This window comes from Frateuria sp. GZRe12 (assembly GCF_051900535.1).
Classification (GTDB): Bacteria; Pseudomonadota; Gammaproteobacteria; order Xanthomonadales; family Rhodanobacteraceae; genus Frateuria_A.
This window is the reverse complement of the sequence record NZ_JBHZGI010000003.1, coordinates 207,218-220,938: the sequence shown is the minus strand read 5'-3', so window position 1 is coordinate 220,938 and position 13,721 is coordinate 207,218. Positions and strand designations below refer to the sequence as shown.

Sequence of the window (13,721 nt, the reverse complement as noted above, 5' to 3'; positions counted from 1 at the left end):
CCCCGATGCGCGCGTCCACCTTCCGCCGCCTGCTCAATCTGTGGCCACCCTTCCTGTTCAACAGCATCCGCGTGCTGGAACTGAGCAGCGACTGGACACATGCGCGCGTCGTGCTGCGCCTTCGCCCCTGGAACCGCAACTACGTGCGCAGCCAGTTCGGCGGCAATCTGTTCGCCATGACCGATCCGTTCTGGATGCTGCTGGCGATGCATCGCCTGGGCAGCGACTACTACGTGTGGGACAAGGCCGGCGCGATCGACTTCGTGACGCCCGGCCGCGAGGACGTGTACGCCTCCTTCCACCTCTCCGACGCGATGGTCGATGAACTGCGCACGGCGGCCGCCACGGGCGACAAGGTCCTGCGCTGGTTCGAGACCGAAGTGGCGACCGCCTCCGGCGAGGTCGTCGCACGCGTGCGCAAGCAGCTTTACGTGCGGCTCAAGCCCAAGGCTCGCGCCGCATAGGCCGGGCTTCAGCCCACCGCCCTGCGCGGCCAGGGTGATTGAAGCTCACCGTGCGGGCGACACGGGCCTGCCGGTTCGCCCTTACTCCTGCTGGAAGCGCTCGATCTCGGCGAGCATCGCTTCGGCCTTCTGCAAGCTCCGGCCGGCCGTGTGGTCTTCCAGCTTGCGGCCGTGCCCGGTGCGGCGCATGACCCAGACGACCACGCCCACGCCGGCCAGACCCGCGCCGGCGCTCAGCGTCATCCACGCGATCGAGCGACCGCCCGCCCACAGATCGACGCCATACCAGGCGAGGTTGACCCACAACACCAGGATCCACACGAAGCAGCCGGCCACGGCATTGAAGGGCCCCTCGACGCGCACGCGCCAGGCGCGCAGCTCGGCGATCCGTCGCTGGATCGCCAGTACAGGGGAGCCAGGATCGATGCCGTGGATCAGGTACAGGTTGCGCGCCGCGAAGCCGATCAGCGACAAGCCGTAAAGCTGCAGGAGCACGCCGCAAACCAGCAGATGAAGAACATGCAGCCGTGCCACCCAGAAGGCGCCCGCCAGCACGGCCACCAGGAGGCCGAGCGCGATCTGGGCGACCTGCCCCCACACCAGCGGCCGCAGGCCGTACCGCAACTTGTCCAGTCGACTCTCGACAAACAGTTGGGCGTTCAACGCGCGCTGGTGTTCCAGCCGGCGATCCAGTCCCTGCCAGGCCTGCTTGAAATCGTCCAGTTCCATGTTCATGCCCTCGCGGTGTCGGCGGGCGCGATCATCTGCCCGCGCAGCTTGTGTTTGATGCGGCCGATCTTGGTGGCCACGTTGGTTTCGCTGATGCCGAGTACCTGGGCGATCTCGGCGTGGCTCCTGTCTTCCAGGTACAGCAGGATCAGTGCGCGGTTGAGGGGATCGAGCCGGCCGATGAAGGTGTAGAGGGCCGCCAGCCGTTCGTCCGGTTGCACCACGTCCGCGTCGCCGGGCAACTCCAGGTGCGCGGCATCGAGCGGCTCCAGGCGCCCGTCGCGCGCAACCTGTCGGGCGTGGGAGATGGCGACGTTGAGCGCCACGCGATACATCCAGGTGGAGAACTTCGCGCGTGCGGCATCGAAGCTGGCGAAGGAACGCCACAACTGGACGGCGATCTCCTGCGCCAGGTCGTTGCGGTTCTCGCGGCCGTGCGCGTAGACGCTGGCCACCTTGAACACGATGCCGCGGTGCTCCTGCAACAGCGCTTCGAACTGGCGTTGGTGATCGTTCATGGCTCGCTCGGGCTCCGTGTCCTTTTCATGATTCGCCCGGCCCGCGAAAAAATCACACCACGTCGCGGCCTACAATGCGGACTTCCCCTTGCCCGCGAACCGCCATGCCGCGACTGCGCTTCAAACGCTACCTGCTCACCGGCCTGCTTACCTTCATCCCGCTGTGGGTGACCTGGACAGTGTTCAAGGTCGTGCTGGGCTTCCTGGCCGGCATCGGTGCGCCGATGGTGGCCGCGGCGCTGGGCGCGCTGGCCCTGGTGGCGCCGGAAACCGCCCGGGCGCTGGGCAGCGCGTGGTTCATCTCGATCGTGGCGTTGCTGATCACCCTGCTGGCGCTGTACCTGCTGGGCTTCCTGGCCAGCCGCGTGATCGGGCAGCGACTGCTGGATACGTTCGATGCGCTGCTGCAGCGCATTCCGCTGGTGCAGACCATCTACGGCGGCACCAAAAAGCTGATGGCGGTGTTGCAGCAGAAGCCCTCGGGCGTGCAACGGGTCGTGCTGGTCGACTTCCCGCATGCCGGCACCAAGGCGATCGGCTTCGTCACGCGGATCATGGTCGAGGAAGGCAGCGGTCGCGAGATGGCGGCGGTGTTCGTGCCGACCACGCCCAATCCCACCGGTGGCTTCCTGCTCACCCTGCCGGTGGAGGCGCTGACGCCGACCGAATGGACGATGGACCAGGGCATGGCTTTCATCATTTCCGGTGGTGCGGTGGCGCCCGACACGTTGCCTGCCGCGACGCGCAAGCTGTAGTCCCGCTGGCGGACCGCTGCGTTACCGCGCCGCTGGCTTGTCGCGCACACGGTGCGCTCCCACAGGGGTTTTCATGTATCGCTGGATCTTCGTTCTTTCGCTGGTCATCGCGAGCGCAGCCCACGCCGCCAACTGGACCACGCCGGCCGAGGTTGCGCAGTTCCGCACCACGCCGAGCTACGCCGACACGCTCGCCTACCTCGAGCGCCTGCATCAGGCCGCGCCTGGCAAGATCAGGCTGGAAACCTTCGGCACCACGCCCGAAGGCCGGCCGATGACGGTGGTGATCGCCAGCAACGACGGCAGCTTTTCGCCGCAGGCGGCGCGTGCGGCGCACAAGCCGGTGGTGCTGCTGCAGGCCGGCATTCATCCTGGCGAGATCGAGGGCAAGGACGCCGGCCTGATGCTGCTGCGCGATTTCGCTGTCACCGGCAAGCTGACGCACCTGCTGGATCCCGTGGTGCTGGTCTACATCCCGGTGTTCAGCGTGGATGGTCACGAAAATTCGAGCCCTTACCACCGCATCAACCAGAACGGCCCCGACGCGCAGGGCTTCCGCGGCCAGTCGCAGTACCTCAACCTCAACCGCGACTACGTCAAGGCGGATGCGCCGGAGATGCGCGCCTGGCTGAAACTCTGGCAGCGCTGGCTGCCGGATTTCCTGATCGACGTGCACACCACCGACGGCGCCGACTACCAGTACGACCTGACCTGGTACACCGAGGATCCGCACAAGCTCGACCCGGGCGTGGCCGCCTGGCAAAGGGCGCTGACGGACACGGCCATTCCCGCCTACGAGGCGCGCGGACACCTCGCCTCGATCTACCTCGAGTTCAAGGACGGCGCCGACCCGCGCAAGGGCATCACCAACTTCGGCTCCGGCCCGCGCTTCTCCACTGGCTATGCCGCGCTGCAGGACCGGCCCGCGCTGCTGATCGAAACGCACATGCTCAAGCCCTATGCGGTGCGCGTGCGTGCGGTCTATGACCTGGTCGACGTGCTGCTCGAACGGATCGGCAACCATCCGGACGCCCTGCTGAAAACCAACGCCGCAGCCGACGCCCGAACCATTGCGCGCGCCGGCGATCGCTCGGCCAGGTTGCCACTTACGTTCAAGTTGGACCCCGGCTCCTCCCCGTACGAACTCAAGGGCTACGCCTACACGGTGACCCACAGCGACATCTCCGGCGGCGATTGGATCCGCTACGACCCGTCGCGCCCGCGCAATTACACGATCCCCAACTGGAACGGCCTGCTGCCGGATGTATCGGTCGACCCGCCGGCCGCCTATGCGATCCCGGCCCAGTGGACCGTGCTGATCGACCGCCTCGACGCGCACGGCATCGCCTACCGCCGCCTGGCGCGCCCGATGAAAGTCACCGCCCAGGGCTACCGGCTCGACCAGCCGCGATGGGCGGAAAAACCTTTCGAGGGCCACCTGATGCTGCGCGACTTCCAGCTCCATGCGGCGCCGCGCGAGCTCACCCTCCCCGCCGGGTCGGTGATCGTCCCGCTGGACCAGCGCGGCGCCAACGTGGCGATCGAACTGCTCGAGCCCCAGGCACCCGACTCGATGCTGCGCTGGGGCTACCTGGACGCCATCTTCGAACCGAAGGAATACGGCGAGCCGCGCGTGCTGGAGAAACTCGCACGCGACATGCTTGCCGCCCATCCGGCGCTCCATGCCACCTTCGAGCGCAAGCTCCGCGACGACCCCGCCTTCGCCGCCGATCCGCGCGCACGGCTGATGTTCTTCTTCGAGCGCTCGCCCTGGTATGCGGCCCAAGACGTGGGCGTCTATCCGGTGCTGCGGCTGGACCGGTCACAGTGGAAGGCGCTGGGAAAGTAGCGGCGCGAGGGCGGGAGTTGCGGGATTTCCTTTTCCCTGCCCCGCCCCGACCCCTGACCTTTGACACTGTCTGACCCATGACCAATGGCCTAGCGTGGCCGGTCATGGCCGCGTCGTGGGGGACGCGGCCGGCAACAACGCAACCGCCGAACGGCGCAAACACACAGAGGGAAATCCATGTCCAAGCAGTATCTGAAGCCGCTGGCGCTCGCGGTGAGCCTGGCGCTGTCGCTGACCGCGTGCGGCAAGCACGAGGCCGACCAGAACCCTGCCGCCAGCAGCAGCGCACCCGCCGCCGCCGGCACCACCGCGATGGCCGCCGCGCCCCAGAGTGTGTTCGACGTCAGCGAGCTGGGCCCGATGAACGAGGCCTGCGCGGACTTCGATCAGTTCGTCAACGCCAAATGGGTCGCCGCCAACCCGATCCCGTCCGACCGCACCCGCTGGGGCGCGTTCGACAAGCTGGCCGAGGACAGCCTCAACACCCAGCACGACATCGTCGACGCCGCGGCCAAGAACGCCACCAGCGCACAGGCCGGCTCCATCCAGCAGAAGATCGGCTACCTGTATGCCTCGGGCATGGACGAAGCAGCCATCGAGAAGGCCGGCTTCGATCCGATCAAGCCCAAGCTCGACGCCATCGCCGCGCTGAAGAACGGCAAGGACGTGGCCGACTACCTCAACAAGAGCTTCAGCAACGGCGACATGCAGGTGTTCGCGTTCGGCTCGGGTGCCGATTTCAAGAACGCCTCCATGCAGATCGGCTACACCTTCCAGAGCGGTCTGGGTCTGCCGACCAAGGACTACTACACCGACGCCAAGTACGCCGAGCAGCGCAACGCGTACCTGGGCTACATCGCCAAGTCGCTCGAACTGACCGGTGTGCCGGCGGCCGACGCCAAGAAGCAGGCCGACCAGGTGATGGCGTTCGAAACCAAGCTGGCGGCCGCCTCGTTCGCCCCGGTCGAACTGCGCACGCCCGAGCACCAGTACCACTTCGTCAGCGTGAAGGAAGCGGACAAGCTCACCCCGCACTTCAGCTGGGAGAAATTCTTCGACGCCCAGGGCGTGAAGGTGGACAAGGGCTTCTCGCTGTCGCAGCCGAAGTTCTTCGTCGAGTTCGACAAGCTGCTCGCCAGCGCGCCGATCGACCAGTGGCAGTCCTACCTGCGCTTCCACGTGATCGACGACGCCTCGCCGCTTCTGTCGAAGTCCTTCCAGGACAACAAGTTCGACTTCTACGGCAAGACCCTGTCGGGCCAGCCGGAACAGAAGGCGCGCTGGAAGCGCGTCCTCGGCGCGGTCAATGGCTCGATGGGCATGGCGCTTGGCCAGCTCTACGTCGACAAGATGTTCAAGCCCGAAGCGAAGGAGCGCGCGCAGGTGCTGGTCGACAACGTGCGCAACGCCCTGAAGGCGCGCATCGAGAATCTCGACTGGATGAGCCCGGAGACCAAGGCCAAGGCGATTGCCAAGTGGAGCACCTTCCTGCCCAAGATCGGCTATCCGGAAAAGTGGCGTGACTGGGCGGGCCTGGACATCAAGCAGGGCGACTACTACGGCAACGTGATGGCCGCCGCCAAGTTCAACTACCAGTACGACACCAACAAGATCGGCAAGCCGACCGACCGCAAGGAATGGGGCATGACCCCGCAGACGGTCAACGCGTACTACAACCCGACCGACAACACGATCAACTTCCCTGCCGCGATCCTGCAGCCGCCGTTCTTCTATGCCAACGGCGACGACGCGATCAACTACGGTGGCATCGGCGCGGTGATCGGCCACGAGGCCAGCCACGGCTTCGACGACGAGGGCAGCCAGTTCGACGGCGACGGCAACAACGTCAACTGGTGGACCAAGGCCGACCGCACCAAGTTCGACGAACGCGCGGGCAAGCTGGTGGCGCAGTTCAACGCCTACACCCCGATCAAGGACAAGCCGGATGCGCACGTCAACGGCCAGCTGACCCTCGGCGAGAACATCGGCGACCTCGGCGGCCTGAACGCGGCGTACGACGCACTGCAGATGGCGCTGAAGAAGAACCCCGAGGAAGCCGGCTCCAAGATCGACGGTTATACCCAGGACCAGCGCTTCTTCTTCAACTGGGCACGCGTGTGGCGCGGCAACATCCGCGAGAAGGAGGCACTGCTGCGCCTCAACACCGACCCGCATGCCCCCGCCTCGCTGCGCGCGATCGGCGCGCCGTCCAACATGGACGCGTTCGCCACTGCGTTCCAGTGCAAGCCGGGCGACGCGATGGTCCGCTCCGGCGACAAGCAGGTGAAGATCTGGTAACGCATCATTCTCCGTTCGGAGGATGAAAAGGCCCCGCTCCGGCGGGGCCTTTTTTGTTGCCACGCCGCCCCCCACCCGAACGCCCCAAGGGTGGGTATCAGCCTACCAACCGCACCGCGCCGCGGCCCCGCGGGCGGGCTGAAGCCCATCCCAGGCCGTCATTCCGTCTTGTTATTGCAAATCGTTCTCATTAAGCTTCGCAGCTTGACGCAACCGCCAGACAAGGACTCCCATGGCAGGCATCACCAGCCGCAAGCATCCGACCCGATCGTCCGCGCTAACTCGCGGCATGGCCGCGAGCCTGCTCACCGGCCTGGCCTTCGCAGCGCCCGCCCATGCCGGCGGTAGTGACGCCACTGATCCGCAGGTGCGCGACGCCAAGCGTCTACCCGGCATCGAGGTCAACGCGACGCGTGGCGCGGACTACCGCGCCGACATGGTCGACTCGCCCAAGTTCACCCAGCCGCTGCTGGACACCCCGCAGACCATCGGCATCATCACCCGCGACCTGTTCGAGCAACAGGGCGCGACGACCTTGACCGAAGCGCTGCGCAACAGCCCGGGCGTGGGCACCTTCTACGTCGGCGAGAACGGCAGCACCACCACTGGCGACGGCATCTACATGCGCGGCTTCGATACGTCGGGCAGCATCTTCGTCGACGGCGTGCGTGACCTGGGCACGATCTCGCGCGACCTGTTCAACATCGAGCAGGTGGAAGTGACCAAGGGCCCGGACGGCACCGCATACGGCCGCACTGCACCGACCGGCGCGGTCAACATGGTGACCCGGCAGCCGATGCTCAGCGATCGGGCCAGCGGTTCGCTGGTCTACGGCAGCGGCCAGCAGCAGCGCGCCACCGCCGACCTCAACCGGCAAATCGGCGAACAGAGCGCGTTCCGTCTGGACGTCGTCGGCCAGGACAGCGGCGTGCCCGGCCGCGACCGCGTGCGCAACCGTCGCTGGGGCGTGGCGCCCTCGCTGGCGTTCGGCCTGGGCACGCCCACGCGCGTCTTCCTCGATGCGTTGCACATCAAGCAAAACAACGTGCCCGACGGCGGCATACCGACGCTAGGCCTGCCCGGCTACGCCAGCCCCGATCCCGTACGGCCGCAGATCGGCCAGGCACCGCGGGTGGACAGCGAGAACTTCTACGGCACCGCGCAGGACCACGATCGCGTCGCCGCGGACATGCTGACGCTGATCGTCGAACACGAGTTCAGCCCCGACCTTGCCTTGCGCGACACCACGCGCTGGGGCCGCACGCACCAGGACTACCTGCTGACCTCCTTCCGCGCCGACGCAGACAACCTGCTCACGCCGGTCCAGGCCGATCCCTCGACCTGGGCCATTGCACGCAGCCTGCCGACGTTCAAGCGGCAATCCAACCGCATCCTCACCAACCAGGCCAATCTCACCGCGAACTTCACCACGGGGACGGTGATCCACAACCTAAGCGCGGGCGTGGAAGTCAGTGAGGAGAAAGCCTCCGACATCGACGTCGCGCCGCTGGACGGAAGCAGCTCGCCGGCCGCGAACCTCTATCACCCCGATCCGCGCGTGGGCGGTTTGCGCTACGGCGAAACCGGCGCCTGGAGCACCGGCACCACCGACACCGCCGCGGTCTACGTGTTCGACACGCTGAAGTTCGGCCAGCGCTGGCAGGTCACCGCCGGCGCGCGCCTGGACCGCTACACCACCCGCTTCGACAGCGTCGCTCTCTGCGGCGAGCGCAACAGCCCCGAATGCGGCACCTTGCCGGCCGGCACGCCGGTGCCCGGTCTTGCCGCACGCGTGGTCGACACCCTGCCCAACGGCAAGCTGGGCGTGCTGTACAAGCCCGCGCCCAATGGCAGCATCTACGCCAACTTCGCCGTCTCGCAGGAGCCGCCCGGCGGCAACACGCTTTTGTTCAGCAGCTCGGCGCGAAGCGCCGACAACCCCACGCTCGATCCGCAGCGGGCCAGCACCACGGAGTTGGGCACCAAGTGGGACCTGCTCGACCAGCGTCTGCTGCTCACCGCTGCGCTCTACCGCACCGTGGTGCGCAACGAATTGACCCAGGATCCGGTCGACGAGCAGTACTACCAGACCGGCCGCAAGCGGGTGCAAGGCATCGAACTGGGCATCGTCGGCCGGATCACCGACGACTGGGGCGTGAGCGCCGGCTTCACCACCATGGACGCCAGGATCACCCACGGCGCGGCAGTCAGCAACGACGGCTCCAGCGACCTGGCCTACACGCCGCGCAGCGCGTTCACCGCATGGACCACCTATCACCTGCCCTTCGGCCTCACCGTCGGCGGCGGCGCGCGCTACGCGGGCGCGATGAAGCGTGGCACCGATGGCGCCATCGGCACGCCTGATACCACGGGCTCCTATTGGGTGTTCGACGCCATGGCGAGCCTGCCGGTCAACCGCCACCTCGACCTGCAATTGAATCTCTACAACCTGTTCGACCGGCATTACGTCGCGGCCATCAACAAGAGCGGCTACCGTTACACGCCGGGCACGCCGCGCGCCGCGATGCTGACGGCCAACATCCGGTTCTAAAAGCCAGGGCACCGCCATGCTGCTGCACATCCCCAACGTGCTGGATCGCGGGCAGGTCGCGCGCATGCGTTCGGCACTCGATGGCGCCACCTGGACGGACGGCCGCGAGACGGTCGGTTCGCAGGGGGCGAAGGTCAAGCGCAACCAGCAGTTGCCGGAAACCTCGCCGCTGCGGCGGGAGCTTGGCCGCGAAGTGATGGACGCGCTGGCGCGCCATCCGCTCTTCCACGCCGCGGTGTTGCCGCAGCGCGTGCTGCCGCCACGCTTCAACCGCTATGAGGGCGGCGGGCACTACGGCTCCCACGTGGATGGTGCGGTGATGGCCCTGCCCGACGGCGGGCAGCTGCGTTCGGACGTCTCGTGCACGCTGTTCCTGACCGAGCCTGGCGAGTACGACGGCGGCGAACTCGTCATCAGTGACCTCTACGGCGAGCACGAGGTCAAGCTTCCGGCTGGCGATGCCATCGTCTATCCGTCCAGCAGCCTGCATCGCGTGTTGCCGGTGACGCGCGGCGCGCGCATGGCGGGGTTCCTGTGGGCGCAAAGCCTGGTACGCGACGATGCCCAGCGCCAGTTGCTGCTCGAACTGGACGGATCGATCCAACGCCTGACGCAAGGCGGCGCCGACGCAGACGCGCTGCTGCAACTCACCGGCGTCTATCACAACCTGCTGCGCCGCTGGTCCGAGACATGATCCCTTGCAGGAAGGCCCTTGGGCGCGACCGCGGGCATCCTGGCTGGCCCTGACTCACGGTCGCGCCCAGGGGCGCTCCTGCACGAGCAATGCACGGCGGTTCCCTCTACACGGCCGGGAGCGGATAATCGGCGCCCCTTCTGCAACCCGGCAGCACGATGTTCGTACCTGGTCAACGCTGGATCTCCACCGCCGAACCCGAACTGGGCCTGGGCACCGTCCTGCGGGTGGAGGGCCGCGGCGTACAGGTACTCTTCGCCAAGGCCGGTGTGCTGCGCCCCTACGCGGCCGACTCCGCGCCGCTGGTGCGCGCCGAATTCCGCCCCGGCCAGCGCGTCGCCGGCAAGGGCCTGGCCTTCCTGGTCGAGCGGGTTGAAATCAAGGAAGACCTGCTGATCTACCGCGGCGAGGGACGCGAGCTGCACGAAGGCCAGCTCGATGACGAGCAAAGCGTGAGCCAGGCCGACGATCGTCTGGTCGGTGGACGCACGGATACCGTGGCGCAATTCGACCTGCGCCTCGAAGGGCTGCGTCGCCGCGCCCAGGCGCGCCAATCGCCGGCCTGGGGCCTGGAAGCATCCCGCATCGGCCTGGTGCCTCACCAGCTGCGCGTGGCCGGCATCGCCGCCTCGCGCCGCCCGCCACGCGTGCTGCTGGCCGACGAGGTGGGCCTGGGAAAAACCATCGAAGCGGGCATGATCCTCGCCCGCCAGCTCGCTACCGGCCGCGCCTCGCGCGTGCTGGTGCTGCTGCCGGACACGCTCGTGTACCAATGGTTTGTCGAACTGCTGCGCCGCTTCAACCTGAGCTTCGCCATCTACGACGAGGAACGCTGCGAGGCGCTGGAGCAATCCGGCGACGGGCGCAATCCGTTCGACGACGAACAGCTGGTCATCGCCGACTTCCGTTTCCTGGAGGAAAACCCCAAGCGCGCGCGCGAGCTAGTCGAGGCGGAGTGGGATCTGCTGATCGTCGACGAAGCGCACCACCTGGCCTGGACGCCCGAAGCGGCCAGCCCGCGCTACACGCTCGTCGAGCAACTGGCGGCGAAGACGCCCGGCGTGATCCTGCTCACCGCCACGCCGGAGCAACTCGGCCGCAGCGGCCACTTTGCCCGCCTGCGTCTGCTCGATCCGCAGCGCTACCACGACCTGGACGTCTACCTGGCCGAAGCCGAGCGTTTCCAGGCGCTCTCGCCAATTGCCGACCGGCTGCAATCCGGCGAGCCGCTCGACGACGCCCAGCGCGACGCACTGCGCGACATCTTCGCCGGCGACGCGGGCCTGCTCGCGCAGCTGGAAGGCCCCGGCACGCCGGGCACCGCGCGCGAGCTGCTCGACGCGCTGATCGACCGCCACGGCACCGGCCGCGCGATGTTCCGCAATCGCCGCGCCGGCATCGGCGGCTTCCCGCGCCGCGTGCCCGAATGGCAGCTGATCGATGCCGACGCGCTGGACGAGAACGCGCGCCAGGTGCTGCTGGCCGAATTCCACGCCGACATCCAGCAGCCGGCGCCGGCGCTCGAACTGGACTACGCGAACGACCCGCGCCTGGAGGCACTGGTAACCCTGCTCGACGCGCATCCGCAGGACAAATTCCTGCTGATCTGCCGCAGCCAGGCGAAGGTACTGGCGCTGGAGGAAGCGCTGCGTACCCGCAGCGGCGCCGGCATCGCGCGCTTCCATGAAGGCCTGGGCATCGTGCAGCGCGACCGCAACGCCGCCTATTTCGCCCAACCCGACGGCGCGCGCCTGCTGCTGTGCTCGGAAATCGGGTCGGAAGGGCGCAACTTCCAGTTCGCGCACCGGCTCATCCTGTGGGACCTGCCGCTGGATCCGGACCTGCTCGAACAGCGCATTGGCCGTCTCGACCGCATCGGCCAGGCCCACGACATCGCCATCCACATCCTCGCCGTCCAGGACAGCGCGCAGCACGTGCTCGCGCGCTGGTACGACGAAGGCATCGATGCGTTCCGCTCCAGCCCCGCCGACGGGCGCGAGCTGCTGCGCCGCTACGGCGAGCCGCTGGTGGAACTGGCCGCGGAACATGCGCGCAACGCCGACAGCCGCGACCAGGAACTGGACGCGCTGATCGCCGACACCCGCGCCTCCCACGAAGAACTGGCCGCGCTCATCCGCGCCGGCCGCGACCACCTGCTGGAACTGGCCGCCAGCCGCGACCCGCACGCCGACGAACTGGGCCAGGCCTTCCGCCGCGAGGATGTCGATCCCTCGCGCGACGCCTATATCCAGCGCCTCCTGGAGGCCTTCGGCATCCACGCCGAGGAATTGGGCGGCAAGGTGCTGCTGCTCGACCCGCAATACCTTTCCACCGACGCCCTGCCCGGCTTTGCCGAAGGTCCGGTGTCGGCCACCTTCGCCCGCGACGTGGCACTGGCGCGCGAGGAACTGCCGCTGCTGCGCTTCGACCATCCGCTGGTGCAGGGCGCGCTGGACCTCGCGCTTTCCGGCGAACAGGGCAACGCCGCCTTCATGGTCGACGATGCGCTGCCGCCGCGCAGCGCGCTGCTCCAGGCCGTGTTCCTGCTCGAATGCGTGGCCGACCGGGCGCTCGATGCCGAACGCTTCCTGCCGGCGTTGCCGCTGGTGGTCACGATCGACACGCGACTGGCCGAGCGCGCAGGCTTCGAACCCAGCGAAGCGGCCGTGCGCAAGGCGGCCGACCGCAACATCGAGGTGCCGCGCTACCGCAAGTTCCTCGCCAAGCTGGTGCCGCCGATGCTTGAGAAGGCCGAGGTTATCGCCGGTCAGCGGGCGCAGGAGCACATCGCCGAAGCCGTCGCCCAGGCGACCGCCGAACTCGATGCCGAACTGGCCCGCCTGCGCGCGCTGCGCGAGGTCAACCCGTCGATCAACCCGGCGGAAATCGCCACGCTCGCCGCCGAACGCCAGGCCCTGCTCGACGCGCTGCCGCAATCGCGTCTGCGCCTGGACGCCGTCCGCTTCGTCGCCAGCCCGGATTTCCTCGCGCTGCGCTGATCCGCCCGGCGGGAGGGCATCCTGTAGGAGCGCACCTGTGCGCGACCGCCATCCATCCCGGCGCGCTCCTACAGGCATGCGGCGGCGTCGGGCGCCACGCACATACACTGGCCGCTCCATCCAGAGGAAAACCGCATGCGCACCATCGGCCTGATCGGCGGCATGAGCTGGGAATCCACCGTCGAGTACTACCGCCTGATCAACCGCGGCGTGCGCGACCGCCTGGGCCCGCTGCATTCCGCACGCCTGCTGCTGGACAGCCTGGACTTTTCCGTCATCGCCGCCTGCCAGCGCGCCGGGGACTGGGACGGCGCCGGCGCGCTGCTGGCCCATTCCGCGCGGCGGCTGCAGGCCGGCGGCGCCGAGTGCCTCCTGATCGGCGCCAACACCATGCATATCGTGGCCGACGTCGTGGCGGCGGCCACGCCGCTGCCGCTGCTGCACATCGTGGACGCCACCGGGGGCGCGATCCGCGCACAGGGGCTGGATTCCGTGCTGCTGCTCGGCACCGCCTTCACCATGGAACAGGCGTTCTTTCGCGACCGCATGCAGCGCGACCACGGCGTGCGTTGCCTGGTGCCCGGACCCGCCGAACGGGCCGAGCTGCACCGGGTGATCTACGAAGAACTCTGCGCCGGCCAGTTCCGCCCGCAGGCACGTGCATACCTGCTGCGCCTCATCGCGGACGGAGTGCGCGCCGGCGCGCGGGGCGCGATCCTCGGCTGCACCGAACTGGGCCTGTTGCTGGGCGACGCCGACGCGGGCGTTCCGGTGTTCGACACCGCGGCGCTGCATGCGGCCGCGGCGGTGGGGTTCGCGCTCGGCTGATCCGTAGGGTGGGCTTCAGCCCACCTTTCATCGCGA

Annotated in this window: 10 protein-coding genes; 8 read left to right on the top strand and 2 right to left on the bottom strand. The window is 68.0% G+C overall.

Annotated features, from left to right (window positions below; genetic code table 11):
- Positions 1–5 precede the first annotated feature (5 nt).
- Entirely contained in the window at positions 6–464 is a 459-nt protein-coding gene (locus ACFWZ4_RS09550; RefSeq protein ID WP_439704456.1) for a DUF4442 domain-containing protein, read from the top strand.
- A gap of 81 nt (positions 465–545) precedes the next feature.
- On the opposite strand, the gene ACFWZ4_RS09545 is transcribed toward ACFWZ4_RS09550, so the two are convergent.
- Positions 546–1,199, bottom strand: coding sequence for a hypothetical protein (locus ACFWZ4_RS09545; protein WP_439704455.1), 654 nt, complete (start codon positions 1,197–1,199; stop codon positions 546–548).
- A complete protein-coding gene (locus ACFWZ4_RS09540; RefSeq protein ID WP_439704454.1) occupies positions 1,196–1,711 on the bottom strand; it encodes an RNA polymerase sigma factor in 516 nt (171 codons plus the stop codon). The genes ACFWZ4_RS09545 and ACFWZ4_RS09540 overlap by 4 nt, the downstream gene beginning before the upstream one ends.
- A gap of 104 nt (positions 1,712–1,815) precedes the next feature.
- Here ACFWZ4_RS09540 and ACFWZ4_RS09535 point away from each other — a divergent pair, with 104 nt between their 5' ends.
- The 7 genes from ACFWZ4_RS09535 to ACFWZ4_RS09505 all read left to right on the top strand — a co-directional run bounded on the left by ACFWZ4_RS09535 (position 1,816) and on the right by ACFWZ4_RS09505 (position 13,685).
- On the top strand, positions 1,816–2,466 hold the full coding sequence (locus tag ACFWZ4_RS09535; protein WP_439704453.1) for a DUF502 domain-containing protein: 651 nt from the start codon (positions 1,816–1,818) through the stop codon (positions 2,464–2,466).
- Positions 2,467–2,539: 73 nt separating this feature from the next.
- Positions 2,540–4,315 (top strand): M14 family metallopeptidase, encoded by a 1,776-nt coding sequence (locus tag ACFWZ4_RS09530; protein WP_439704452.1) that lies wholly within the window; start codon positions 2,540–2,542, stop codon positions 4,313–4,315.
- Between the two features lie 177 nt (positions 4,316–4,492).
- On the top strand, positions 4,493–6,613 hold the full coding sequence (locus ACFWZ4_RS09525; RefSeq protein ID WP_439704451.1) for a M13 family metallopeptidase: 2,121 nt from the start codon (positions 4,493–4,495) through the stop codon (positions 6,611–6,613).
- 232 nt (positions 6,614–6,845) lie between these two features.
- On the top strand, positions 6,846–9,164 hold the full coding sequence (locus ACFWZ4_RS09520) for a catecholate siderophore receptor Fiu (RefSeq protein WP_439704450.1): 2,319 nt from the start codon (positions 6,846–6,848) through the stop codon (positions 9,162–9,164).
- A gap of 16 nt (positions 9,165–9,180) precedes the next feature.
- Entirely contained in the window at positions 9,181–9,858 is a 678-nt protein-coding gene (locus ACFWZ4_RS09515) for a Fe2+-dependent dioxygenase (protein ID WP_439704449.1), read from the top strand.
- A gap of 158 nt (positions 9,859–10,016) precedes the next feature.
- The gene (rapA, locus tag ACFWZ4_RS09510) at positions 10,017–12,857 is read left to right on the top strand and encodes an RNA polymerase-associated protein RapA (protein ID WP_439704448.1); all 2,841 of its coding nucleotides are present in this window, start codon (positions 10,017–10,019) and stop codon (positions 12,855–12,857) included.
- 135 nt (positions 12,858–12,992) lie between these two features.
- Positions 12,993–13,685 carry an aspartate/glutamate racemase family protein gene (locus ACFWZ4_RS09505; RefSeq protein WP_439704447.1) on the top strand — a complete coding sequence of 231 codons (693 nt, stop codon included), beginning with the start codon at positions 12,993–12,995 and terminating at the stop codon, positions 13,683–13,685.
- Positions 13,686–13,721 lie beyond the last annotated feature (36 nt).

What these genes read in the sequence shown, in the direction of transcription:
- ACFWZ4_RS09550 (WP_439704456.1), top strand. Translation starts at nt 6, where the DNA reads ATGCGCGCGTCCACCTTCCGCCGCCTGCTCAATCTGTGGCCACCCTTC.
- ACFWZ4_RS09545 (WP_439704455.1), bottom strand. Translation starts at nt 1,199, where the DNA reads ATGAACATGGAACTGGACGATTTCAAGCAGGCCTGGCAGGGACTGGAT.
- ACFWZ4_RS09540 (WP_439704454.1), bottom strand. Translation starts at nt 1,711, where the DNA reads ATGAACGATCACCAACGCCAGTTCGAAGCGCTGTTGCAGGAGCACCGC.
- ACFWZ4_RS09535 (WP_439704453.1), top strand. Translation starts at nt 1,816, where the DNA reads ATGCCGCGACTGCGCTTCAAACGCTACCTGCTCACCGGCCTGCTTACC.
- ACFWZ4_RS09530 (WP_439704452.1), top strand. Translation starts at nt 2,540, where the DNA reads ATGTATCGCTGGATCTTCGTTCTTTCGCTGGTCATCGCGAGCGCAGCC.
- ACFWZ4_RS09525 (WP_439704451.1), top strand. Translation starts at nt 4,493, where the DNA reads ATGTCCAAGCAGTATCTGAAGCCGCTGGCGCTCGCGGTGAGCCTGGCG.
- ACFWZ4_RS09520 (WP_439704450.1), top strand. Translation starts at nt 6,846, where the DNA reads ATGGCAGGCATCACCAGCCGCAAGCATCCGACCCGATCGTCCGCGCTA.
- ACFWZ4_RS09515 (WP_439704449.1), top strand. Translation starts at nt 9,181, where the DNA reads ATGCTGCTGCACATCCCCAACGTGCTGGATCGCGGGCAGGTCGCGCGC.
- rapA (WP_439704448.1), top strand. Translation starts at nt 10,017, where the DNA reads ATGTTCGTACCTGGTCAACGCTGGATCTCCACCGCCGAACCCGAACTG.
- ACFWZ4_RS09505 (WP_439704447.1), top strand. Translation starts at nt 12,993, where the DNA reads ATGCGCACCATCGGCCTGATCGGCGGCATGAGCTGGGAATCCACCGTC.